The organism is Desulfonatronum thiodismutans (assembly GCF_000717475.1).
Taxonomy (GTDB): Bacteria; Desulfobacterota; Desulfovibrionia; order Desulfovibrionales; family Desulfonatronaceae; genus Desulfonatronum; species Desulfonatronum thiodismutans.
In genome coordinates this window covers 47935-72605 of the sequence record NZ_JPIK01000022.1, presented here as the reverse complement: position 1 = coordinate 72605, position 24671 = coordinate 47935, and the positions used below count along the sequence as shown (strand labels likewise).

The 24671-nt window shown below is 60.0% G+C and carries 21 protein-coding genes and 2 tRNA genes; 13 read left to right on the top strand and 10 right to left on the bottom strand.

What is annotated here, in order from left to right:
- Nucleotides 1–159 precede the first annotated feature (159 nt).
- The 5 genes from GY33_RS0116570 to GY33_RS0116550 all read right to left on the bottom strand — a co-directional run bounded on the left by GY33_RS0116570 (nucleotide 160) and on the right by GY33_RS0116550 (nucleotide 1941).
- Nucleotides 160–390, bottom strand: coding sequence for a ribbon-helix-helix protein, CopG family (locus GY33_RS0116570; protein WP_031388398.1), 231 nt, complete (start codon nucleotides 388–390; stop codon nucleotides 160–162).
- Nucleotides 387–809, bottom strand: a complete 423-nt coding sequence (locus GY33_RS0116565; protein ID WP_051822763.1) for a PIN domain-containing protein — start codon at nucleotides 807–809, stop codon at nucleotides 387–389. Before GY33_RS0116565 ends, GY33_RS0116570 begins: the two co-directional genes overlap by 4 nt.
- Nucleotides 736–903 carry a type II toxin-antitoxin system RelE/ParE family toxin gene (locus GY33_RS21130; RefSeq protein ID WP_152555227.1) on the bottom strand — a complete coding sequence of 56 codons (168 nt, stop codon included), beginning with the start codon at nucleotides 901–903 and terminating at the stop codon, nucleotides 736–738. The genes GY33_RS0116565 and GY33_RS21130 overlap by 74 nt, the downstream gene beginning before the upstream one ends.
- Nucleotides 900–1208, bottom strand: a complete 309-nt coding sequence (locus tag GY33_RS0116555; protein ID WP_031388395.1) for a type II toxin-antitoxin system RelB/DinJ family antitoxin — start codon at nucleotides 1206–1208, stop codon at nucleotides 900–902. Before GY33_RS0116555 ends, GY33_RS21130 begins: the two co-directional genes overlap by 4 nt.
- A 220-nt stretch (nucleotides 1209–1428) precedes the next feature.
- Nucleotides 1429–1941 (bottom strand): GNAT family N-acetyltransferase, encoded by a 513-nt coding sequence (locus GY33_RS0116550; RefSeq protein WP_031388394.1) that lies wholly within the window; start codon nucleotides 1939–1941, stop codon nucleotides 1429–1431.
- A gap of 233 nt (nucleotides 1942–2174) precedes the next feature.
- Here GY33_RS0116550 and GY33_RS0116545 point away from each other — a divergent pair, with 233 nt between their 5' ends.
- Nucleotides 2175–7277 (top strand): RecQ family ATP-dependent DNA helicase, encoded by a 5103-nt coding sequence (locus GY33_RS0116545; protein ID WP_051822762.1) that lies wholly within the window; start codon nucleotides 2175–2177, stop codon nucleotides 7275–7277.
- Between the two features lie 228 nt (nucleotides 7278–7505).
- On the opposite strand, the gene GY33_RS0116540 is transcribed toward GY33_RS0116545, so the two are convergent.
- The 4 genes from GY33_RS0116540 to GY33_RS0116525 form a co-directional block, all read right to left on the bottom strand.
- A tRNA-Thr gene (locus tag GY33_RS0116540) sits at nucleotides 7506–7581 on the bottom strand.
- 126 nt (nucleotides 7582–7707) lie between these two features.
- Complete coding sequence (locus GY33_RS0116535) at nucleotides 7708–8166, bottom strand: hypothetical protein (RefSeq protein ID WP_031388392.1); 459 nt, start codon at nucleotides 8164–8166, stop codon at nucleotides 7708–7710.
- Between the two features lie 80 nt (nucleotides 8167–8246).
- Nucleotides 8247–9119, bottom strand: coding sequence for a menaquinone biosynthesis protein (locus GY33_RS0116530; protein WP_051822761.1), 873 nt, complete (start codon nucleotides 9117–9119; stop codon nucleotides 8247–8249).
- A 69-nt stretch (nucleotides 9120–9188) separates the two neighbouring features.
- Nucleotides 9189–9860 carry an adenylate kinase gene (locus GY33_RS0116525; RefSeq protein ID WP_031388390.1) on the bottom strand — a complete coding sequence of 224 codons (672 nt, stop codon included), beginning with the start codon at nucleotides 9858–9860 and terminating at the stop codon, nucleotides 9189–9191.
- 220 nt (nucleotides 9861–10080) lie between these two features.
- On the opposite strand from GY33_RS0116525, the gene GY33_RS0116520 reads away from it, so the two are divergent.
- The 5 genes from GY33_RS0116520 (at nucleotide 10081) to GY33_RS0116500 (ending at nucleotide 16200) form a co-directional block, all read left to right on the top strand.
- The gene (locus tag GY33_RS0116520; RefSeq protein ID WP_031388389.1) at nucleotides 10081–13020 is read left to right on the top strand and encodes an insulinase family protein; all 2940 of its coding nucleotides are present in this window, start codon (nucleotides 10081–10083) and stop codon (nucleotides 13018–13020) included.
- 179 nt (nucleotides 13021–13199) lie between these two features.
- Nucleotides 13200–13595 carry a cytochrome c3 family protein gene (locus GY33_RS0116515; protein WP_031388388.1) on the top strand — a complete coding sequence of 132 codons (396 nt, stop codon included), beginning with the start codon at nucleotides 13200–13202 and terminating at the stop codon, nucleotides 13593–13595.
- Nucleotides 13596–13731: 136 nt separating this feature from the next.
- Nucleotides 13732–15108 carry a hypothetical protein gene (locus GY33_RS0116510; RefSeq protein WP_152555226.1) on the top strand — a complete coding sequence of 459 codons (1377 nt, stop codon included), beginning with the start codon at nucleotides 13732–13734 and terminating at the stop codon, nucleotides 15106–15108.
- A 116-nt stretch (nucleotides 15109–15224) separates the two neighbouring features.
- Entirely contained in the window at nucleotides 15225–15419 is a 195-nt protein-coding gene (locus tag GY33_RS0116505; protein WP_031388386.1) for a hypothetical protein, read from the top strand.
- A gap of 19 nt (nucleotides 15420–15438) precedes the next feature.
- Entirely contained in the window at nucleotides 15439–16200 is a 762-nt protein-coding gene (locus tag GY33_RS0116500) for a ubiquinone/menaquinone biosynthesis methyltransferase (RefSeq protein WP_031388385.1), read from the top strand.
- Here GY33_RS0116500 and GY33_RS0116495 read toward each other — a convergent pair.
- Complete coding sequence (locus GY33_RS0116495) at nucleotides 16197–16388, bottom strand: DUF2065 domain-containing protein (RefSeq protein ID WP_326923854.1); 192 nt, start codon at nucleotides 16386–16388, stop codon at nucleotides 16197–16199. The two genes, GY33_RS0116500 and GY33_RS0116495, sit on opposite strands and share 4 nt — an antisense overlap.
- Nucleotides 16389–16490: 102 nt before the next feature.
- Here GY33_RS0116495 and mqnB point away from each other — a divergent pair, with 102 nt between their 5' ends.
- The 7 genes from mqnB to lon all read left to right on the top strand — a co-directional run bounded on the left by mqnB (nucleotide 16491) and on the right by lon (nucleotide 24386).
- Entirely contained in the window at nucleotides 16491–17285 is a 795-nt protein-coding gene (mqnB, locus tag GY33_RS0116490; protein WP_035272528.1) for a futalosine hydrolase, read from the top strand.
- A complete protein-coding gene (locus GY33_RS0116485; protein WP_031388382.1) occupies nucleotides 17273–18130 on the top strand; it encodes a 1,4-dihydroxy-6-naphthoate synthase in 858 nt (285 codons plus the stop codon). The genes mqnB and GY33_RS0116485 overlap by 13 nt, the downstream gene beginning before the upstream one ends.
- Before the next feature lie 46 nt (nucleotides 18131–18176).
- Nucleotides 18177–18260, top strand: a tRNA-Leu gene (locus GY33_RS0116480).
- Between the two features lie 225 nt (nucleotides 18261–18485).
- Nucleotides 18486–19832, top strand: a complete 1347-nt coding sequence (tig, locus tag GY33_RS0116475; protein WP_035272525.1) for a trigger factor — start codon at nucleotides 18486–18488, stop codon at nucleotides 19830–19832.
- 204 nt (nucleotides 19833–20036) lie between these two features.
- A complete protein-coding gene (clpP, locus tag GY33_RS0116470) occupies nucleotides 20037–20633 on the top strand; it encodes an ATP-dependent Clp endopeptidase proteolytic subunit ClpP (RefSeq protein ID WP_031388380.1) in 597 nt (198 codons plus the stop codon).
- A gap of 8 nt (nucleotides 20634–20641) precedes the next feature.
- A complete protein-coding gene (gene clpX, locus GY33_RS0116465) occupies nucleotides 20642–21889 on the top strand; it encodes an ATP-dependent Clp protease ATP-binding subunit ClpX (RefSeq protein ID WP_031388379.1) in 1248 nt (415 codons plus the stop codon).
- Between the two features lie 34 nt (nucleotides 21890–21923).
- Nucleotides 21924–24386, top strand: a complete 2463-nt coding sequence (gene lon, locus GY33_RS0116460; RefSeq protein WP_051822760.1) for an endopeptidase La — start codon at nucleotides 21924–21926, stop codon at nucleotides 24384–24386.
- The last annotated feature ends 285 nt before the right edge of the window (nucleotides 24387–24671 follow it).

The window sequence follows — 24671 nt, the reverse complement described above, 5'->3', positions numbered from 1 at the left end:
GTTAAAACAAAAATAGCCCTGAAAGGGCGGCATAAAGGCGTCATCAGAATTTTTTTTATTGTTTCACCCTAAACCAGTATAGCACTTTGACAACGCGAGGCACGCATATGCGCTTGCCGGCAGGCAAGTCGCGGCGGGCGGGAAGGCAAGGACGGCGCACTATGCACCCGCCTGATTATCCTCGGCATCCAGCCGTTCCAGAATCTCCAGCGCCCGGTTCACATTTCCCGTCGCCGCCAAGGCCCGAAAATGGTTTTCCGTATCCCAGGCCGCCAGCGCATGCGCGCTCAACTCCTCAATCAGCTTGTTCGTGCTCAAGCCGCGGCTCTTGGCAAGCGCCTTCAGGCGCTGCGCCGTATCGTCGGGCAAACGGATCGTCAATGTGCTCATGGCCATTCCTCCAAACATTGCGCGGGCGTCAGGATGCGCAGCAAGCCGAGGTGCAACTCGCCACGGCCAACATCCCGTACGTTATGCGTGACAATCGCCTCGGCATTACCCGCCAAGGCCAACTCGATCAGGTGATTATCGGCCTCATCCGGCAAGTTTGGCCGCCAGCCGTAATAAATTGTTGCCCAACGGCCGCGTTGGGCCAGAGCCGCCAAAACCTCAAGACGCTCCGTCGCCGAAGTTGCGTCGCCCCACACCGGGCGATCCAGCAAATCGCGATACTCAAGCCACAGCGCGTTGCCGAACAAAGGCTCATAACGCCCCGTCAACGCACGTCGCAAAACTTCACGCGAAGCGCCCCGGACGGCCGCATTCCGGGAAACGAGCCAGCTTTGCCGTCTGCTCCATGATCCGCTCATCCACGGCAATGGCGGATCGAGGATCGTCCTGTTCGATGTAGTCGAAGATGCTGGTCCGGTCTTCGACAGCGAACCAGTACCACTCGATTTTCACGACAGGGTTTCCTCAAGCTTGCGACGCGCCGTGGCCCGGCGTTCCTCAAAACGGGCCTCGACCTGATCTCCGGGGATTGCAGGCCGCGTGTCCTCAAGCGCCTCTTTGACCTTGGCCCGGAACCAGGCGTCATGGGCGGCGGGGTCCATGGTCAGTCCTGCAGGCAGGCTTCCTTCGCGGGCTACGCGGGTCAGCAGGATGCGCACGGCATCGGAGACGGTCAGGCCCATGCCTTCCAGCACGACGGCGGCGCGTTCCTTGAGTTCGGCATCAATCCGGGTTTGGACAAGAGCATTGGCAGCCATGAGAACCTCCATGCAAGATGTGAACAAATAGATACGTAATGCGATTGCATGACAAAGTCAAAGCCCTCGGCCCAAGAAACTCGACCCAAGAAACTATGAACACGACCCTACGCCATCCTGCACTATGTGCGGCAAGATGTGCGCGGTCAGGACCATGACGCGGATCAAGGAGGGGAAGGATATTCGGTTGGATGATTGAAGGGTGGAGCGCGATAACCGCCTACATCGCGTCATCGAAATCGTCCCGGTACCGCGCCGTTCCCCCGGCCTTGGGCAGGGCGTCATGACCGTCTAGTACGGCGACCATGAACGCCTCGTCCGGAACCCCCTCCCATTGGCTGATGAGCCGGTATCTCGATGCCGGCTCGAAGCCGAAGCGCGGGTAATACTCAGGGTGCCCAAGAACAATAACGAAGGGGCAGCCGGACCGACGCAGATGGTCAAGCCCGTGCCGGACCAGCTTGGACCCGAAGCCCTTTCGCTGATGGGAGGGCAACACCGCCATGGGGGCCAGCCCCATGCCCACCGCGTCGGAGCCGTCCACCGTGACCGGGGTGAACAGAATGTGGCCGACCACGACGCCGTCTTCCACGGCCACGAAGGCGAGGTACTCATTGCAGGAGGCCCGAAGAGCGTCAACCAGGGCCGCTTCCGGGCCGTTCTCGAACGCGGCCAGGTTCAGACGATGGACGGCTTTCTGGTCTCGGGGGGCTTCTTTTCGGATTTCGAGCATAACAAGGTTCCTTTTTCAGAGTGGTCGTGACAAGAGGAGAGACGATGCCCCTACGCATCCACGCACCTGTTTGCGCTCCCTGGGATTTCGTTCTATGCAAGCCCGAAAACCTTTGGAATTCCCCCATTCACTTCTATCCATCTTGAGATATTCATGATCACGGAAGCGACTGTTCGTCCGAAAATTGAGGATGAGAGTCACATCCTGCGAAGTTCAAGCCGCGACGCCTCACAATGACCCTCGACGAGTACCTACGCAACGGGGTTGCCATCGACCTGGAGATCCATCCGGAAGAAGACCGGTTGCTTAAGATCGGGGCCGTTGATCTTCTGGATCGCGAACGTCGGCTCTTTCAGGGCGATTTTCATGCCGGGAATGCCCTGGCCAAAATAGATTCCTTCTTTACGAACCGCTCCTTTCTTCTCGGCCACAACATCCTGGGGCACGATCTTCCCTGGCTGCGAGAGCACTTTCCGGCCGCCAGCATTCTCAAGCTGCCCCCTCTGGACACGTTGTACCTCTCTCCCCTGGCTTTTCCCAGGAATCCGTACCATCACCTGGTCAAGGACTACAAGCTGGTGAAAGTGGCCGTGAACGATCCGGTCCAGGACTGCTTGCAGGCCGAGCGCGTCTTTCTTGATGAGATCGAGGCATTGCGCCGACTACCGCCGGAGCAGCTCCTGTTCTACGGTTCGGTATTGGCGAGATCATTCCCGGCGAGTGGGTTCGGCGAATTCTTCTCCCTCCTTGCCGACATGCCGTTGCCGGACAGGCAGGGGAACGAAAGCTACTGGAACGGGCGGTTGGCGGGACTGGCCTGCGTGACTTCGGGGAGCCAGGTGTTCCGTGACCTGTGGGAACCGCCCGGCCAATCCTGCTGCCTGGGTTATATCCTGGCCTGGCTGGAAGTGGCCGGAGGCAACTCTGTATTGCCGGCCTGGGTGTGGAAGAACCAGGCCGCGATCCCCGGCATGCTGCGTTCTCTGCGGGAGTCGCCGTGCACCGATCCCGACTGCGGGTACTGCCGCAACGCCTTTGACTCCAAAATCCAGCTACGACGTTATTTCGGATACGACGACTACCTGCCGGTCAAGGGAGAAAACCCGCCGCTCCAGAAGCTGGTGGTCGAGACATTGATCCGGGGCCATGACTGCCTGGCCGTTCTGCCCACCGGGGCCGGGAAATCCCTCTGCTATCAGCTACCCGGCCTGATGAAGGCCGAACAGCGCAAGACCCTGACGATCATCGTTTCCCCGCTGCAGTCCCTGATGAAGGATCAGGTGGACGGCCTGACACGCAAAGGCATTCTGAACGGATGCACGATCAATTCGACGCTGACGGTCATCGAACGGGCCAGGGCACTGGAATCCATCCGCTTCGGAGATCGTGACCTGGTCTGGATCGCCCCGGAGCAGTTGCGCAACGCCGGCGTGAAGGAGACGCTCCGATCGCGGGAAATCGGCATGGTGGTCATGGACGAGGCGCACTGCTTTTCCAAATGGGGCCACGACTTCCGTCCCGACTACCTGGCCCTGGCCTCGTTCCTCAAGGACATCCGCCCGGAACCCCAATCGTCAGGCCCATCCTACCCGGAACCCCAGATCGCCTGCTTCACGGCCACGGCCAAGCCGGACGTCCGGGACGAGATCCTGCGCTACTTCCGGGAGGAACTGGGCCGGGAACTGGTTCTTTTCGAGGGGGGCCACGAGCGGTCCAATCTGCGCTTCGACGTCATGCCCTGCACGGAAGCGGAAAAGCTCGAACGGATCGACGCGATTCTGAAAGAAGTGCTCACTCAGGAGGAGTCAGGCGGGGCCATCGTCTTTGTCGCGACCCGCAAAAAGGTCGAGGAATACGCGGACGGTCTGCGGGACCATGGCTGGGAGGTGGACTACTATCATGCCGGACGCACGCCCGAGGACCGGGCCACGGTGCAGGAACGGTTTCTGGCCGGTGAGCTTCGGGTGATCACGGCCACCAACGCCTTTGGCATGGGCGTGGACAAGGCCGACGTGCGGGCGGTGATCCATGCCTCCACGCCCGGCTCCCTGGAAAACTATCTGCAGGAGGCCGGACGTGCCGGCCGGGACAGGCAGCCGGCCATGTGCTGCCTGCTCTTTGACCCGGAAGACCTGAACACGCAATTCGAACTCTGCCGAAATTCGGAGGTGACGAGCAAGGACTTCAAGTCTCTGTATGGAGGACTGAAAAGCCTGGCCGCGTCCCGCCAAAACCCCACGCTGGTCATGACCTCCGGCGAGCTGTTGGCCTCCGAGGAGTTCGAAGCCTACGAATTCGACATTCTGGACGACAAGGATTCCATGCGGGACACCAAGGTCCGCACCGCGCTTTCCTGGCTGGAGCGCGGCGGCAAGGTGCGCCGGGGCGACAACAAGACCCTGACCATCCAGGGTCGGCTGCTCACGAAAAACCGGGAGCAGGCTTTATCCATCATGGCACCCCTCAATCTTTCCAGATCCGAGCGGGATCTCTGGCTGGGGCTTCTGGACATCCTGATGCAGTCGGATCCCAAGGAACTGCTGAATACCGACTACCTGGCGGAGCGGCTCGGAACCGAGCCCGCGCGCATCCTGGGCGCCCTGAGCGCGATGCGCAAAGTGCGTATCCTGAACCACGACCTGAACATGACCGCCTTTGTGCGCAAGGGCATTGCCGATGATTCCGAAACCCGGCTCGGCTGGTACGTTTCCCTGGAAGAGCACCTGCTCAAGCTGATGGAGGAGGACGAGCCGGACGCCAGGGCGGGGGGAACGTACAATCTTCCCCTGCGGCATGTCTGCCAGAGACTCAAGGACCAAGGGCAGCAAGACGCGACTCCGGCTCATCTGCTCCGAATTCTGGAGCTGCTCATGGATGAAAGGCTGCTCCGGATCAGCCGGCTTTCGAATTCGACCTACCAGGTGATTCAGCGCCGGGAATGGCCGGAGGTCAGGGACGCTGTTTCCCAGCGCAATCATGTAACCCGGGTTCTGCTACGCTGCCTGCTCGGCAAAATCCCCTCCAACGTGAAGGGCAAGGATCTGCTGGTCTCGTTCCGCACCGGGGAGATGGAAAAGGCGCTTCAGGGAGATCTGTTCACCAGGCTGTTGGCCGATCTGCCGGATCGATGCAAGGAGGCGCTCTTCGCCCTGCACCACGCCCGGGCCATCAGCCTGCAGAACGGGCTGTCGATCATCCGCCCGGCCATGACCATCACTGTGCTCGATGCCAAGGGCAGGTTCACCAAGGCGGACTACGAAGGACTGTCCGTCTTCTACAAGCAGAAAATCGCCCAGGTACACATCATGGGCCGGTTCGCCGAACTGGGAGCGGTCTTCGACGGCATCGGCGCGGCCCTGCGATTCGTACGCGACTACTTCCAGAAAAGCAGCCAAGCGTTTGTGGAGACGCACCTCAGGGACAGAAAGAGGATTCTCGAGCTGCCCGTGACCAAGGAGCAGCACGCGGCGATCCTGAAGACCCTGAATCCGGTCCAGGACAAGATCGTCCAGGCTCCGATGGACAGGAACATGCTGGTTGTGGCTGGACCGGGCTCGGGCAAGACGCGGATCATCGTGCACCGCATCGCCTATCTGCTCAAGGTTTTGCGGGTCCGTCCGGGCAAGATCCTGGCCGTGGCCTTCAACCGCAACGCCGTGGTCGAGCTGCGCAGGCGGCTCAAGGAGCTGCTTGGCAAAAGCTCCGCGGGCATCCGGGTGCACACCTACCACAGCCTGGCCATGGCCATTACCGGTCGGTCCCTGATCGGCAGCCGGGGAGATGAGGCGGTCTTCACGTCCATCCTGCGGGAAGCGGTGGCGTATCTGGCCCAGAGCCGGGATATGGATTCGGAAACGGCATTGGACTGGCGGGAACGGATTATGGGTCTCGAGCATATCCTGGTGGACGAGTACCAGGACATCGACGAGCTGGAATACGCGTTCCTCTCGCTTCTGGCGGGTCGCGGGGAAGCCGATCAATCCAGGCGGCCGTCGCTGCTGGCCGTGGGCGACGCGGACCAGAACATCTACGCCTTCAAGGGCTCCAACGTCCGGTTTATCCATCGCTTCGCCCGGGACTATGACGCCGACCTGACGTACATGGTCGCCAACTACCGCTCCAGGGCCCCGATCATCCACGCGGCCAACGGGCTGATCCGGCGCAACAGCGACCGGATGGACACCCCGGCCGTGGAGCCGGTGCGCAAAGACAAGGGCGATCCGGTCGTCATCTTGCGAACCTTCTCCCAGCCCGCCATGCTCAAGGCGGCCCTGGAGCAGGCCCATCGACTGGTTGCCGGGGAAGGTTTGGCCCCCGGCGATGTCTGCATCCTGTGCCGGACCAACCAGGAGGTTTTTGCGATCACCCGTTTGGCCCGGCGGGCGGATATTGACGTTTTCCCGGTGCGGAATCGACGAATTCCCTTTCCGAGCATCCGCGAAGTCAAAGAAATTCTCGATCTTCTGCTCCGATGCGGAAAATCCCTCTGCACCGGTCAGGAAGTCCGTCAATTCGTGGAGGACCTTGTTGCCGAAACCATGGTGCGCAACAGGATGTGGTTGGACCTGCTTTCGGTCATGGCCCGCGACTATCAGGAGGAAAGCGGGTCCATCCGCCGTCCGATGCGGGAATTTTCCGAATACGTCTGGGACGTCTCCCGTGACCTGGGCCGGTTCCAGCGGGCCAACGCCCAGGGCATCGGCATCGCCACCATGCACGGAGCCAAGGGGCTGGAGTTCCCCGCCGTCCTGTTGGTCGGTCATCCCCGCCGGGAAGCGAACATGGAGGAGGCCCGGCGGCTCTATTACGTGGGCATGACCCGGGCCAGGGATCGGCTCTTTCTGTGCTGCGCGGAAAGTCATCCGTTCGTGGATGAAATCAGAAGTTCCGTCCCCGAGTGGGTGTCGGTGCAAGAATCGGTGATTTCCCTTACTCTGGATGAGGAGCGAGAAACTCGGGCCGAGCTGTGGGAGATGCAACTCGACGACGTCCATCTTTCTTTTCCGGCTTTAAAAAGCGGACATCCCGGAACGAGATCAGCCATTGACGCTCTGGAAACCGCTTCAAGCGAACTTCTGTTTAAACCCAGGGGAAAGGGGGTTCAGATCACCTCGGATGGAATCCCGGTCTGCGTCCTCTCGGCCAAGGGAAGCAAGGAATACCGGGCGTATCTGAACCGTGGCCTGAAGGTGGAAAAGACTTACCACTTGGCCTCCATCCACCGGAAGCCGTCCGAGCAGGATATGGTTGGAGGTTGGATTGATCCGGAGCGGTTCCCGTTCTGGCATGTGCCCCTTTTTCAGGTGATTTGGAGGGCGGAGGAGGGAGCGTTTTGAGGACTCTTACTTCATTTGGGGCGAGGCGGGCGCCATGCGGACTATGAGTCGGATCAAGAAGGCAGGGATATTCAGCTGGAGATTGAGGATTGCTCGCGGTGGCGGAGATCGACAACATCTGTGATTGCAAGCGGATAGCTTTGGACATCTGCCAAGGGTGTCGTCCAAAAAGCACCACCCAAACAAAAAAAGGGTTTACGGTTATCACCGTAAACCCTTAATTTTCTCTGGAGCCGACGAGGAGATTTGAACTCCTGGCCTGCTGATTACGAATCAGCTGCTCTACCAACTGAGCTACGTCGGCGTTGGTGGTGTTGTATTCAAAAAGCCGACGAGTCGCAATCGGTGAGATTGCGACTCGCCGGTTTTCTTTCATCTATTCCCGGAAGCGAGCCGATGCTCATCGGGATGGCCGAACCGAATTGGGGGATTACAGTTCGGCTTGAACTTCCTCAAGCATTTTCTGGATCTCTTGCAGCTTGGACTGCTGAGCCTGCGTTTCCACCTGAGTGCTCAGGTAGTTGATCTTGTTCGCGGACTCGGTGAGCATGCTGGAGAGGACCACACGCTTGGCTTCCTTGGGCAGATCCTTCAGGCTCTCGACCAAGGCTTCCATTTCGCCTTCCAGAGCGGTCATCTGGCCCTGAACCGTGACCAATTCCTGCTTCACGCCTTGCACTTCATTCAGCTTGTCGGCCACGCCGGTAATGTTCTGCTGCTGGGTAAAATAGAGGATGACCATCAGGACGACGGCCAACAGGGCGACGAACAGGGCGGCCTTGCCCAGATCGCTGCCGGTCTTCATTTCAAAAGCTTCTTCGTCGATAGGTTTGTAACCGGCCTTGGGGGCTTCGGCTGTAGAAGCGGCTTGATGTTCCGCGGCACTCATTGAGAATCCTCCTTATTCCATTGTTGATGAGACGGGGTCCGCAACCGTTTTGCGCTCAGTACTCAAAGATTGGTCGTTTATCAAGCAGCAAGGGCGAAATCACTCTGGTCCGGGCGGCTCCAGGTCAATCCGGGCACCGCGGGAATCATGCCCAAGCGGCGGGCGAAATCTCCGAACAACACCAGCCCGGCCTGCTCTCTGGGGCCGAACGCATAGCGAATGCACTGCCAATATTCCTGTAAGCTTTTCACGGTCAGCCAGTCCGGCCGTTCCAGCCGGGCGACCAGCGGAAAGGGGTCGTCCCGAAATTCTCGGGACGCCGCGTAGAGCGCCTTGGCGGCGCGGGTCAAAAGATGTTCGACACAGGGAGACAGGTTGCGCCGAACCATCCAGACTCCGAAAACGAAGGGAAGGTTCGTGAACTCTCGCCACGTCTGACCGAGGTCGATCAAATGCCATCCTCGCGGCGGATCGCAATGCAGCCGCAAGGCGAAGTCGCCTATTTCCAGAAACGGCATGTCCTTGTCTAGTTCTTGGCCGGGCCGCCGCTCGATCCATTCCGGCTCCGGCCATTGCCAGTGAAACCGCCATAAAATCCGCAGCAAGGCCGCGGAACTTGCCGATGCGGAGGAGAGCCCCACTCGGAGCCCGGATGCCAAACGCCTCGGCATTTCCGAAACCGGAAACGGACAGGCCAGCAGGACACTACGGACCGGTCCGTCGGAACTGATGCTCAGGTCGGGCAGTAGTGTGTATCTGTCCGCCCGGGACAAGTATTCAAAAGAAGAAGAGGGCGCGACGTCCAGTTCCGCTTCAGCCAGGGCCGTGTTCAGATTCGCGGGATGTCCGGCCATGATCCGGGTCAGGGCCTGCGTTTCGGGATCCAGGCGCTGCTGAAGCCCCTGGAACAAGGGCCAAACGTTCAGGTAGTCGATCCGTCCGATGCGGAGCATGGCCTTCTTCCTCTCACCGTCGGCCTCGCCCCGCAACGGGCGAAGGCCGAGGCCGACGGCGAGATCGGGCTAGGGCAGCTTGGACAGCAGTGTTTCCTTGATGGAATCAATGCTGCCTTCGCCATTGAGTTCAATGTAGTTGGTCTGTCCCTTGGCGGCCAGGTCCTTGTAGAAATAGGCGGCGGCCAGGGTGCCGGTGGTGGTGTCGTAGTAGATGTCATGCCGTTTGCTGATGGCGGCTTCGTCCTGGTCGTCGGCCCGGGTTTTCAGGTCGCCGCCGCAGACGCGACACTTGTCCCCGTTGGGCTTGATGGCGTCGATGAAAATATTGTTGGGGTGGTTGGGATCGTTGACGCAGAGACGGCGACCCATGATCCGATTCTTGGCCGTTTCACGGGGGAGCAAGATCTCCACGACGTACTCCAGCTTCATGCCGGCCTGTTGCAGGGCTTCCCAGAGCTTCTGGGCCTGGACCATGTTCCGGGGAAAACCGTCCAGCAGCCAGCCGTCCTTGCCCTGGGTCTTCAGGGTCTCCAGAACCATGGGGATGGTCACGTCGTCCGGGACCAAGTCGCCGCGGTCGATGTACTCCTTGGCCTTCTTGCCCAGTTCCGTGCCCTTTCCGATGTGCTCCCGGAAAATGCCGCCGGATTCGATGTGAGCCAGATTGTACTTCGATTTGATCAGGGACCCCTGGGTACCCTTTCCACTGCCGTTAGGACCAAACATCAGAATATTCACGCCACAATCCTCCTTGTGATAAAAGTTACAAGGCGATACCTTGACCTCCTTCGGCTGTCAATGTCAATGAATCGGGTCGCCGGGACAAATTTGTTCTCGTTTCTCACGCACTAAATGAATCGGTATCGATTTCGATTTTGATTGATGCCTTCCCCCGCTATCCCGCGGGCATTCATTTCGTCCGTCGCCAATCCATACCGTTCCACGGAGAATACCAACCATGCCCCACGATTTCACGTTGCTCAAGGAAACCTTCATCACCGAACTGCAGTCACGGGCCTTTCTGTATCGCCATGACCATACCGGGGCCAGGCTGTTGTCCCTGGTCAACGACGACGAAAACAAGGTTTTCGGGATCAGTTTTCGGACCCCGCCGGCCGACTCCACCGGAGTAGCGCACATTCTCGAGCATTCCGTGTTGTGCGGATCGCGCAAATACCCCGTGAAGGAGCCGTTCGTCGAGCTGCTCAAGGGATCGCTGCAAACATTTTTGAACGCCTTCACCTATCCGGACAAGACCTGTTATCCCGTGGCCAGCCAAAACATCAAGGATTTTTACAATCTGATCGACGTGTATCTGGACGCGGTCTTTCATCCCCGTCTGACTCCGGAGGTGTTCGGCCAGGAGGGCTGGCATTACGAGGTGGACGCGGACGGGACCTTGTCCATCCAGGGCGTGGTCTACAATGAAATGAAGGGTGCCTACGCCTCCCCCGACGGTCTGTTGTCCGAATACTCCCAGCAGTCGTTGTTTCCGGACACCACCTACGGACTGGATTCCGGAGGAAATCCGGAGCGCATCCCGGAACTGACCTTCGAGCAGTTTCTCAACTTCCATCGGCGCTACTATCACCCTTCCAACGCGTTCATTTATTTTTCCGGCGATGATGATCCAGACCGGCGGCTGGCCCTGATCAGCGAAGCCTTGCGCGAATTCGACCGCCTGGAGGTGGATTCCCACGTTCAACGCCAAGCCCCTTTTGCCGCGCCGACCCGCCAAACCCGGGGGTATCCGGTCAGCGCCGGGGAAAAGAGCGACGGTCAGGCCATGCTCACCCTGAACTGGGTGGTGGGAGACGCCCTGGACGTCCGCGAGGCCTTGGCCTGGCAGGTTCTGGAGTATTTGTTGGTGGAGATGCCCTCCTCGCCCTTGCGCAAAGCGTTGATCGACTCCGGTTTAGGCGACGATCTGGCCGGAGTGGGTCTGGAGGCGGAGCTGCGCCAGCTCTATTTTTCCACGGGCCTGCGAGGGATGCGAACGGAAGACGCCGACCGGGTGGAGCGCCTGATCCGGGAGACCTTGGAGGAGTTGGTTCGCGACGGAGTTCCCGCGGACCTGATAGAGGCGGCATTGAACAGCGTGGAGTTTCGGTTGCGCGAGCGCAACAGCGGACGCTTTCCCCGCGGCTTGGCTGTCATGCTTCAGGCCTTGATCCTTTGGCTGCACGACGCCGACCCCCTGGAAGGGCTGGCCTTTGAGGAGGATCTGAAGCGGCTGAAGGAGGATATCCTGTCCGGGAAGCGCGTCTTCGAAACCATGATCCAGGCCCGCCTGCTGGACAACCCGCACCATGGCATCGTGCTCCTGACGCCGGACCCCGAACTGGGCGAGAAAATGCGCCGGGACGAGGAAACTCGGCTGGCCGAGGCCCGGAACGCCCTGGACGCGACGGGTTTGGAGGCTGTTCGACGACAAACGGAAAAGCTCAAAGCCTGGCAGGAAACCCCGGATTCGCCGGTAAATCTGGCGACCATTCCGGGGCTGACCCGGACCGACCTGGACCGATCCGGCAAGCACATCCCGCGGGCTGTCCTGGACTGGGACGGCTGCCGCGTCCTGCTTCACGACCAGTTCACCACGGGTATCGTCCACCTGGAGCTGGGACTGGATCTGCGCCGCCTGCCCCTGGAAGACCTGCCCCACGCCGCCCTGCTAGGCAAGGTGCTGGTGGAGATCGGCACGGAAAAAGAGGACTACGCGGCCCTGGCCACCCGAATCAGTCGCAAAACAGGCGGAATCTGGCCGGAGCTGTTCACCTCGTCGAAACGCGACGCGGACGACGACGATACCGCGGCGTGGCTTTTCCTGCGAGGCAAGGCCATGGGCCACGGAGTGGATGAGCTGCTGGCCATTTTCACCGACCTGCTGCTCGCGCCAGCTCTGGACGACCGTCGCCGCTTCACCCAACTCCTCCTGGAAGAAAAGGCCGGGTTTGAGCGGATGCTCATCCCTCGCGGCCATACCCTGGTCAACACCCGGCTGCGTTCCGGCTTTTCCCTCGCGGACCAAGCCGGGGAGCGGATGAACGGCATTTCCTATCTGTTTTTTCTCCGGGCGTTGATCCAGGAAGTCGAAACCGACTGGGAACGAGTCCAGGCCCGGATGCGATCCATCCTGGAACGCTTGCTGGACCGGGCTTCCCTGGTATTCAACATAACCACGGATCAAGAACACTTCACGGCCCTGGAGCCGAAACTCAAACAGTTCCTGGCCGGGCTGCCCGCCGCTTCCACCGTTTCCTCACACGCTACGACCTGGGGCCTGCCGCCTCTTGGCGACGGGGAAGCCCTGACCATCCCCGCGCCAGTGAACTACGTGGGCAAGGGAGCGAGGGTTTCCAAGGATCTGCCTTGTTCCCTAGGCGCATTGATGGTGGTGACCCGGTACCTGCGCACCGCGTGGCTCTGGGACCGGATTCGGGTCAAGGGCGGAGCCTACGGCGCGTTTTGCATTTTCGACGCCCTGAGCCGCGGGCTGACCATGGTTTCCTACCGAGACCCGAATATTGTCAAAACCTTGGAGGCTTTCGACGCCACGGCCGCCTATCTGCGCACGAATCCCATCAGCGAGGACGAGTTGAACAAGGCCGTGGTCGGAGCCATTGGCGACCTGGACGCTCACCTGTTGCCGGACGCCAAGGGCCACGTCTCCCTGCGCCGATTCCTGACCAACCAGGACGACGCGTTCCGCCAGCGGGTCCGCGAGGAAATCCTGGCCTGCTCCGCGGCGGATTTCCGGGCCGTTGCCGACGTCCTGGACGCCTTCGGCGAACAGGGTCGGGTGGTGGTTTTGGGCGGGGAGACGGCCCTGAACGAGGCGGCCGCTTCGCAAACAGGCCGCGACCTGCTCCAGGGGCTGCGCACGACCAACGTCCTGTGATCGCGCGCCCTGAAGTGTTTCAGCAAGAACGGCGCTATGTTGTGGAACTACTCCGACGACAAGGCACGGTAGGATCACACGTCGCCGTGTTTCCGCCTTGACTTCATCCGGAGTCCTGCCATAATGCTTCCAGGCAAGTTCTTTTTTACACAATCCCATGAAAAAGGAGGTGAATCACGATGAAAAAGTCTATCATTTCAATTTTGGCCGCGGTTGCTCTGGTGTTCGCATTTGTTCTGCCGAACCTGAACGCCGCCGACGTACCTGGCGACGACTACATGATCCCCAAGCCCGGCGGGGACTATGAGCCGAAGCAACAATCCATTCCCTTCGCTCACTCCGTGCATGCGGACATTGATTGCTACCACTGTCACCACACCGGGGACGTCAATGAAGGCTGTATGGACTCCGGCTGTCACGACCTGATCTACCCGGAAACGCCTGAAGAGCGCAGAGATATTCTCTACTTCGAAAAGGCCTACCACGATCAATGCATCGGTTGTCACCGCGACCTGCGTCAGCAGGAACTGCCCACCGGTCCCGTGGCTTGCACCGGTTGTCACCCCAGGGACTAATTGCTTACCCTGACGGCTTCCGTAATTCAGGAGGGGCCGCGGTCAGCCGCGGTCCCTCTTGTTTTTTGCGACGGTCATGGTTTATGCAGACGCTGTCCGAGACGAAACGACCGTCATTTCTCCCAAGGAAGGAACCATGCCCAGTGCCGCCAAAAACGAAATCATCGACCTGACCGACATCGTTGAAGAGGGTCACCCCGAAACGCCGAACCTCAAGACCGCGAAGCCTTCCACGGCGAAGGACGAAACGCTGGACGATCTGGATTTGGAAAGAGAAATCGACCAGATTTTCGCGGACCTCGGCCCTCCCGAGCAGGATGTCCAGGGTGGCGGGTCAGGCAGAAAGGGCGAGCCGGATTCTGATACGCTGGACCTGGACGACCTGTTCGAGGACAAGGACGACAAAACCCCGGAAGTTTCGGACAAGCCTGAAAGCTCCAACGCTGGTGATGATTCGGCTCTGGATTTCGACAATTTATTCGACGAGCATGCCCAACCGAACCAGAAGGGCGAACGGGAGTCGGACGCGTCCACCGAGACCGCATCCACCGAGGCCACGCCGCAATCGAAGGATGAACCGGATTGGTTGGCGGAACTGGACGGTCTGGGCCTGGACGAGGCCAACCCCCAAGCGACGACTGCTCCGACGGACGCTTCAAGCGACGCCTCACCGGATATCGCGGATACCGCGCCCGCTGACTCCGAAATGAAGGCTGAATCGGATATCAGGGACACGCCGGGATCCGAGCCGGAGACGGGCTCAGAACCCGAAACCGCTCTGGAAATGGACCAGGGCACGACCGATGAGGTCCTTGAAGACGTTTCCTCCGTTGCCGAAAAAGCCGCAATCGCGGATTCCGCTTTGGACGAAGCACCCTCGCCCGAAAACGCTGTCTCGGAAGACACGCCCAAGGCTGTCTTGCCTGAATCCGTTTTACAACGTCTGCAAGAATTGGAAGACCGTTTGGCTGCTCTGGAACAGCGGGAGCCCCCCCAACTCAACGCTCCCGAACCAGACCTGGATGGTCTGCTGGCCCAAATGGACCAGCAAATGGACGAACGTGTCGGGTCGCGCCTGGACTCCGTGCAACAGACGATGGACGGCTTGGCCGAACAGGTGGAGACCGTTGCCGCCAAGGTCGTCGACGCGGAACTGGCCAAACTTTCCGAGTCCATGTCCGCTGACGTTGAGCAACGTCTGAGAGAGCGCCTTGAAGAACGACTGGAAGAACTCAGGATGTCTATGCAGGAGGACATCGAGCAAAAATTTGCTCCCGGCATGAATGAGCTGAAACAGGACAACGGCGAACAAGAAGCGAGCGTCGCCGCGTCCCCGGATGGATGGCGGGATGAACTGGTCGCGCTGCTGGACGAGCGTTTGGAGTCCTTGGGGATGGAACTGCGAAAAGAGCTGACGGACGAGATGGACAAGGCCGTCCCGCTGGCCGCCGCGCGGATCATCCGTGAGGAGATCCAGGCCATGAGTCAGGAAGAGGAAATGGCTGAACAATAGCTAAATAACGGGAGGGCCGTCCGGTTTTTCCGTTTTTAACCCGCCCGGTCATTGATCATGGTGGTCAAGGCCATTTCCCCAGGGCGGGTTTTTTCTTTGCCGAGGAGGTCGCGAGAATGGATCAGACGCAAAAGCAGGCCCTGCAGGTGACCAAGGAAATCGTGGTCAAGTTCATCGAAACGAACCGGATTTCCCCGAACACCTTTCCGGAATTGTTCGGGGACATTTACCGCTCCGTCCTCGGCACTATCCGCGACGAGGCCGGGGGCGACACGCCGGAAGGCGACGGTGACTCGGAGGCGGTAAAGTGACGTTCATGGCGGCACGGGTATGAACCCGAACCAAAAGGACGACCATAAGGATCACGGACGCCGCGTCGTCGGCCTGTTCGGACGCATCGCCCCCTGGTACGACTTCCTGAATCACTTCCTGAGCCTGGGGTGCGACGTTGTCTGGCGCAAGCGTCTCAGACGCTGCGTCCGCGTTCACCGGGCCAACCGGGTCCTGGATTTGGCCGCCGGCACCCTGGACGTGTCCCGGGAAATCGTCCGCCATATGCCCAATGTGGACGTCGTGGCCATGGATTTCTCCGAGCCGATGCTGCGCCGAGGACAGCGCAAGATTCGCGGCAAGGGAGATGAAAGAGGCATGCCTTCACGTCCACGTATCCAGCCGGTGGTAGCGGATGGGCGGGCTCTGCCCGCTCGGGACGAATGCGTGGACTGCGTGACCATCGCCTTCGGGATCCGCAACATCCGCCCCAGGGAGGCCGCGTATCGGGAAGTGCTCCGGGTGCTCACGCCGGGAGGGCGGTTCTGCATTCTGGAGTTCGGGGCGGGCCGCCAAAAGATCCTGCGCGGATTCTACAACCTCTACCTGCACCGCGTCCTGCCGTTGATCGGGCGGATATTCTCCGGAGACCCCCAGGCTTACCGCTACCTCGCCGAATCGATTCAGGAGTTTCCGGACGCCGGGACGTTGTGCGGGGAACTGCTTCAGGCGGGGTTTGCCCGGGCCTACTCCGTGCCCATGACCTTCGGGATCGTCCAGTTACATATCGCCGAAAAAGCCGGGACGGGGCATGGAGCCTAGAAAAATTTTCGGGCCAGGGCCAGAAAGACCAAGCCGGCGATAATCGCCGCCAAGCCCAATTTGCGGAGCGCGGACGGCGGACGTTCGGAGAGAAATCGCAGATACTCGGGCATTTTTTCGGACCAGAGAAAATAAGGGATGCCTTCCATGATCAAGGCCAAGCCGAGGGCCGCCAACAACAGCTGCATGTCAAACGTCATGGACGGCAGATATCGCTTCCCTTGGGGCTTTGTCCAGAACGGACACGATACCTCCATTCCCCGCAACGTGACATCAACAGATCGCCCTGCATGCAATCCACGTCATTCGCCGCCAAACGCACCCTGATCCTGGCCACTGCCACTGCCATGGAAATGCGGGCCGCCTTGCCGGGTCTTTCCCGACACGTGCCGGTGGAGCATGAGTGGAACCGCCTGAGCGTTTCCCCGGGGGGGCTTCAGGGACGGCCCTGGGAGGAACTTGTCCTGCTGGTTACCGGGGTGGGCCCGGTGAACGCCGGAATCGCCCTGGGACGTCTGCTGGGCAGCCTGTCGACCGGTTCATTAAGAGACGCGCCCGAACCGGTCGGCGTGCTGAATCTGGGTGTGGCCGGGGCCTTCTCCCTGGAGCGGCTGCCTTTGGGCACAGCCGTCGTGGTAACCGAGGAAGTCTGGCCGGAGTACGGCCTGCTGGCCGCTTCCGGGCTTGACCCCAAGGGCATTGGATTGGCCCAGGGCAAGGTTGACGGCGAGCCGGTCTGGGATCGGCTGCGGCTCACGCCGGAAAGCTGTGCCCGGCAGATGGGCCTGAATATTTCCGGTTTGACCAGGGCGGTCGGCCTGACAGTGGCCGGAGTGTCCGGGACGCCGGAACGGGCCGAGGCCCTGCGGACCAAATACTCTTGCGATATCGAAACCATGGAAGGCTTCGCCCTGGCTTGGGCCTGCTCTCTGGCCCGCGTACCCTTCGTGCAGGCGAGAACCGTCTCCAACCTGGTGGGTTCCAGGGATGCCGCGCACTGGAACCTGAACAGGGCCAAGCAACGCTTGGCCCCGGTTGCATCCGCGCTGCTCGGCGATATTGAGGGAACTGCATGTCCGAACTGATCACGCCGCCCTTGCCCCTAACCGTGGCCGTTTCTCCGTGTCCCAACGACACGTTCATCTTCGGCGCTTGGGTGCTCGGCCAATGCGCCCCCTTGCCGGACCAAACCGCGTCCTTCATCTGGGAAGACGTGCAGGTGCTCAACGAGGCCGCTGCTCGAAGAGCATACGACGTGGTCAAGGTTTCCGCGGCCCAGGCCCTGAAACTGCTGGACGATTACGTCCTGCTCCCGGCGGGTGGGGCGTTCAGCAAGGTGCACGGGCCAAAGTTGGTGACCTCCCGCACCTCTTCTTTATCTCCTTCAGGCGCTCCGCGCACCATCGCCGTCCCGGGTCTTGGAACCACGGCCGCGGCTCTGTTGCGCCGAGCCTGGAGCGAACCGGCGGAGTTGATTCCGGTGCGCTATGACCGAATCGTAAACATGGTGCTGCAAGGTGAGGTGGACGCCGGGCTTTTGATCCATGAAAGCGCCCTGTTGCTGGACCGGTACGGGCTGTCCTGCATCCTGGATCTCGGACGCTGGTGGGACGAACGAACTCGCGGTCTGCCTTTGCCGCTGGGATGCATTCTTGGACGGCGAACCTTGAGGCCGGAGACGTTGGAACGGATCACGGCCCAAATTCAGGCCAGCCTGAATCACGCCGCCCACGCCCCGGACTCCATCTGGCCCCTGGTCCGAGCCCTGGCTCAGGAACTGGACGATGAAGTACTCCAGGCCCATATCCGGACGTACGTCAATCATTATAGTCGGGACATGGGCGAGGAAGGCACGCGCGCCCTGGAATGTCTGGGAGAGATGGTCCGTGACGCCGCACCGCGCGCTGTTGACACGTCGTCGTCCTCCTGACTATTTCCCATTCGGGAACTGCTCTTTCTTTTTCATTTCATCATACGCGAGGGTGGCGGAACTGGTAGACGCACCAGACTTAGGATCTGGCGGCTTGTCCGTGGGGGTTCGAGTCCCCCCTCTCGCACCACTTCAATCGGTCATGTCGCACCGCGCAATGCGGCCCCCGCCCGGCGGCCTTCGCATTTATTGCGGCTTATTAAAAAAAACGATATACTTTCCCACTTTTTACCTTAGGCGAACCCCGTACGGCGGCCTTTCCGCCATGAGCGGGTCGTTCACGCAATTGCGCCGCTTTGACCAAGTCAAGCGGTGTCGACTTTTTCGTCAATAACTCCAAGGAGGAATCGTTCATATGCAGCATGAAGTGCTCGAACCGACGCCGGTCAAACGCACCGTTAAAATCGTCACCCCGCCGGAAGAGGTCAATTCGGCCTTGGCCGTGGCCATCGCCCTGTATCGCAAGGATGCCGTGATCAAGGGCTTCCGCAAGGGCAAGGTGCCCTCGTCCGTCATTGAGGGCATGTTCAAAAAAAAGATCTACGAAGAGGCCACCAACGACCTGATCAACTGCCACATCAACGAAGTGATCAACGAGATGCAGGTCAAGCCGCTCTCGAGAATCGACGTGGATGCCGGGGAATTGGTCAGGGATCAGCCCTTTGAATACACAATCAGTTTTGAAGTGGCACCCGAATTTGAGCTACCATCCTATGAAGACGTCGCCGTGGAAGAGGAGAAAGCCCAGGCCAGCGAGCACGACACCCAATTGGTGGTGGACCGCATTCGGCGGAATATGGCGGAAATCGTCCCGCTGGAAGAGGATCGCCCGGCTCAGGACGGAGACGTGGTGGTCGTGGATTTTTACGCCTCTCTGGACGGCAGAATCCTCGACGACTTCAAGGCCGAAAATTTTCAATTGGAGTTGGGCCAGGAACAGGCGTTGCCGGAGTTCGAGGCCCTGATCCAGGGCATCCGCCCCGGTCAAGGCACGGAATCGGAGATTACCTTTCCGGAGGACTTCCTCAACGACGCGTTGGCCGGCAAGACCGTGACCATGAACGTGAAGCTCCAGGAGATCAAGCAGAAGAAGCTCCCGGAGGTGGATGCGGAACTGGCCAAGAAAGCCGGTAATTTCGATTCCGTGGAGCAGTTGCGCGAAGCCATCGAGAAATCCTACGTTGAGTCACGCAAACGCGTGAACAAAGCCGCCGCGCAAAAGAAGATATTGGACAACCTGACCTCACAGGTGGATTTTGCCCTGCCCGAATCCATGGTCACCGAGCATATCGACCGGATGGTCCAAGAAATGCAGCATCGTCTGGAACGGATGGGCAAGCGCATCGAGGCCCTGGGCAAACCCATGGGGGAAATCCGGGAACAGTTCCGGCCCAACGCTGAAGACCTCGTCAAGTCCCAATTGTTCCTTTTGGCCGTAGCCACCAAGGAGAATCTGCGCGTTTCGCCCATGGAAATCGATGCCTTCTTTCGGGACATGGCCCAGCAGACCGCTCAGGACGCCCAGGGATTGAAGCATTTCCACGAGCAGAACAATCTGATGCCGGCCGTCAGCGACCGCATCCTGGCGGACAAGGCCATTGAACTGATCTACTCCAAGGCCCGGATCACGGAGGTCGAACCCAAACGGTCCGAGGAATCCGATCCTGAAAACGCCGAGTCCCAAAGCCAGACAGCGTCGTAACCATCGCGCCATGCCGCGAGGAACCTCGGCAAGTCCGCTCCCCCGAAACTTTCCGGGGCGGCGGGCTTGCCTTTGTCGTTTTAATTACTACCTACGCGATTCGCGTAACAACAACCGCGTCCCACCTCTCCACGGGTCCGCGACCTCTCGCCGTCCGCGGGCTTCGCTGTCGGCCACTCAACTCCAGGAGGAATCATCATGCCCATGGGCGTGCCCATCGTCATAGAAACCACGGGGCGGACGGAACGGGCCTACGACCTGTATTCGCGTCTGCTCAAGGACAGAATTTTAATCCTGGGAACGGCCATTGACGATTACGTCGCCAATCTGGTCTGCTCCCAGCTTCTTTTTCTGGAGTCCGAAAACCCGGAAAAAGAAATCAACATGTACATCAATTCCCCCGGTGGCTCCGTCACCGCCGGCTTGGCCATCTACGACACCATGCAGTACATATCCTCCCCCGTGGCCACGCTTTGCCTCGGACAGGCCGCCAGCATGGGCGCGTTGCTGCTCACCGCCGGAGCCAAGGGCATGCGCTACGCCCTGCCTAACAGCCGAATTCTGATCCACCAACCCATGGGCGGTTTCCAGGGGCAGGCCACGGACATCGACATCCAGGCCAGGGAGATCATCCGTCTGAAGGAAAAGCTCACCGATATCCTGGCCTCGCACACCGGCGCGGACCTGGAAAAGGTTCGCCACGACACGGAGCGGGACTATTTCATGAGTGCGCAGGAAGCCGTGGATTACGGGCTGATCGACAAGATTCTCTCCTCCAGATCGCAACTGAAGTCATCGTAGAGGTTTGTATGGCCAAAAAGAAACCCAATCAGCCGCACTTGGGATGCTCGTTTTGCGGTAAGAGTCAGGACCAGGTCCGCCGGCTGATTGCCGGGCCGGACGTGTACATCTGCGACGAATGCGTCCTCTTGTGCGAGGAAATCATCAACCAGGACGACATGGAAACGGAACAGCAGGACGGACGACTGCTGACTCCGGAGGAACTGCACAAGAAGCTGGACGAATTCGTAATCGGACAGCAGCAGGCCAAGAAAGTCCTCTCCGTGGCCGTGCACAATCATTATAAGCGGGTCTTTTACGCCCCGCAGATGGCCGACGGCGTGGAGTTGGACAAGAGCAACATCCTGCTGATGGGGCCCACGGGCTCAGGAAAGACCTTGCTGGCCAAAACCCTGGCTCGGATCTTGAAAGTTCCCTTTGCCATCGCCGACGCCACCACCCTGACCGAAGCCGGATACGTGGGCGAGGACGTGGAGAATATTCTGGTGCAGCTGCTCCAGAACGCGGACTTCGACATCGAAACGGCCTCCAAGGGAATCATCTACATCGACGAGATCGACAAAGTTTCCCGCCGCTCCGACAGCCCCTCCATTACCCGGGACGTCTCCGGCGAAGGGGTCCAACAGGCCCTGCTGAAAATCATCGAGGGCACGGAGGCCAACATCCCCCCCAAGGGCGGGCGCAAGCATCCTCAGCAAGAATACATCCGGATGAACACCTCCAACATCCTGTTCATCGTGGGCGGGGCGTTCATCGGTCTGGAACGGATCATTCAGCAGCGCACCCAGTCCAAATGCATGGGCTTCGGGGCCGCCCTGACCTCGCCCAATGATGAAGACGCATGCTCCTTTCTGGATCAAGTCCAGCCCATGGACCTGATCAAGTTCGGCTTTATCCCCGAACTGGTGGGGCGGCTGCCCATTCTGGCTTCGCTCAAGAATCTGACGGAGGACGACCTGGTCCGTATTCTGACCGAGCCGAAAAACGCCCTGATCAAGCAGTACCAGAAGATGTTCGAGATGGAGAACGTCCGCCTGCGCTTTACCCAGGACTCCCTGCGGGCCATCGCCCGCCAGGCCATTGAGCGCAAGACCGGGGCCCGGGGGCTGCGCAACGTGCTGGAGAGCATCATGCTGGACATCTCCTACCGGCTGCCGTCCTTGACCGGCGTACAGGAGTGCGTGGTCAACCAGTCCGTGGTGGAGAACGAATCCGAACCGCTGTTGATTTACGAGCAGGAAGTCAAGACCGCCTGAGCGCAAGGTCGCATGGCTTTGCAAAGGATCGCCCATGCCGGAGAAGAAAGAAAAAAAGGACCAGATCATCGTCGCGTCGGAAACTCATCTGCCTTTGATGACCTTGCGGGAAGTGGTCATGTTTCCCCGGGCCATCATGCCGTTGTTCGTCGGACGTGAGACGTCCATCCGGGCTATCGAGCGCGCACTGAACAAGTTCGACAAGCAGATCTACCTGGTCACCCAGAAACATCCCGAGGCCGAGGATCCATCCCCCGAGGACCTGTACGACCTGGGTACGGTCAGCCGGATTCTGCAGTTGCTCCGGCTCCCGGACGGGACCATCAAGGTGCTTTTCGAGGGGCTTTACCGGGCCACATGGTCCAAGGAGTTCGGCATCCAAGAGGTCGAGCCCGGATACCCCATGGTCCTGGCCCACGGCGTGACCGACGAGGACGCGGCCACCCCGGAGGCCCTGGCCCTGATCCGAGCGGTCCAGGACTCCCTTCAGGATTACGCCAAGATCAATAAGAAGCTGGCGCCGGAAACCATGGCCGCCATCAACTCCCTGAACACTCCGGGACGGCTGGCGGACAGCCTGATGCCGCACCTGAAAGTTCCCTTCGCGGACAAACAGGCGGCCTTGGAACAGCCCAATCCCCAGGCTCGCCTGGAAAAAGCCTACGAATTGCTGCTCAAGGACATTGAGCTGACGTCCCTGGAGAAAAAGGTCAAGAGCCGGGTCAAACAGCAGATGGAGCGCAATCACCGGGACTTCTACCTCAACGAGCAGATCAAGGCCATTCAAAAGGAAATGGGCCGGGGCGAGGAGGAAGCCGGCCAGGAACTCGACGAACTGGCCAAGCAGCTCGAAGCCCTGGACCTGCCGGACGAGGCCCGGGAAAAGTGCGCCAAGGAGATCAAGAAGCTGCGACAAATGCCGTCGCAGTCAGCCGAGTTCACCGTTATCCGCAACTACGTGGACTGGATCCTGAGCCTGCCCTGGAACGCCATTCAGCCCACCTCCCTGGATCTCAAGGCTGCCCAGACAATCCTGGACGAGGACCATTTCGCCTTGGAAAAACCCAAAGAGCGGATTCTGGAATACCTCGCCGTGCAGACCCTGGTGGAGAAGATCAAGGGGCCGATCCTCTGCCTGGTCGGCCCTCCCGGGGTGGGCAAGACCTCTTTAGCCAAGTCCGTGGCCCGGGCCATGGGCCGGGAGTTCGTGCGCATCTCCCTGGGCGGAGTTCGGGACGAGGCCGAAATTCGCGGCCATCGCAGAACCTACATCGGGGCTCTGCCGGGGAAGATCATCCAGTCCCTGAGGCGGGTCAAATTCAACAACCCGGTGTTCTGCCTGGACGAGGTGGACAAGATGAGCACGGATTTCCGGGGCGACCCCTCCGCCGCGCTCCTGGAAGTGTTGGACCCGGAACAGAACGACGCCTTCAGCGATCACTACCTGGACCTGGACTACGACCTGTCCAAGATCTTCTTCATCACCACGGCCAACACCCTGCATTCCATTCCCGGCCCCTTGCGGGACCGCATGGAAATCATCCGTCTGCCCGGCTATCTGGAAGTGGAGAAGTCGCGCATCGCCAAGGACTTCCTGATGCCCCGCCTGCTGACCAAGCATGGCCTGACCGTCTCGGACATGACCTTTTCCGAGGGCGCGGTGCTGGAGATCATCCGCCGCTACACCCGAGAGGCCGGAGTGCGCAACCTGGAGCGGGAAATGGCCTCCATCTGCCGTAAAGTCGCCCGCAAGGTGGTGGAGGAAGGACGGGCCGAAAAGCCCGTGGCCGTAAGCAAGACCATGGTCTCCACATACCTGGGCGTTCCGAAGTTCCGCTACGGCGAACGCGAGGAGCGGTCCCAGCCCGGAGTGGCCACGGGGCTGGCCTGGACGGAAATGGGCGGGGAACTGCTCCTGGTGGAGGTCTCCCTGATGCCGGGCACCGGCAAAGTGGAGATCACCGGCAAGCTGGGCGACGTGATGCAGGAGTCGGCCCGGGCCGCTTGGAGCTACGTCCGCTCCCGCTCGGACCTGTTCGGACTGAAACCGGACTTTTACAAGGAAATCGACATCCACATCCACGTTCCGGAAGGCGCCACGCCCAAGGACGGCCCTTCCGCCGGAATCACCCTGGCCACCAGCGTGATCTCGGCCCTGCTCAACCTCCCGGTTCGCAACGACCTGGCCATGACCGGGGAAATTACCCTGCGCGGCCGCGTTCTGCCCATCGGCGGGGTCCGGGAAAAACTCCTGGCCGCGCACCGCGGGCTGATCAGCAAGGTGATCATCCCGGCGGACAACGCCAAGGACCTCAAGGAAGTCCCGGCGAGCATCCTCAAGGACCTGGAAATCGTCACCGTGGAGCACATGGACGACGTCCTCTGTCACGCCCTGACCGTGGGCGTGCGCGAAGACATCTTCTGCGTCCCCCCCACGGACATCCTGCCTCTGTCCCGCCGACTGCTCAAAGAGGAACACCAACCCAGGACGCAGTAAGCGAAGCGGGAAATAGCCGCCAAAAAATCGGCAAAACAGAAAACAAAAAGGGGCTGAATGATCACATCATTCAGCCCCTTTGAAATTCTGGTCGGGACGAGAGGATTTGAACCTCCGACCCCCTGAACCCCATTTATGAAGATTTTTCGTAATACATTAATATTATTATCTTAACTTGTTCTAGAACCACATCATAACGACCATTTTACCCCATTCACAGACATTCCCGTAGTGGCAAAGGAGTAGTGGCAACGATAGAGGCTGGAAATCGCCTCACCAAGCTGC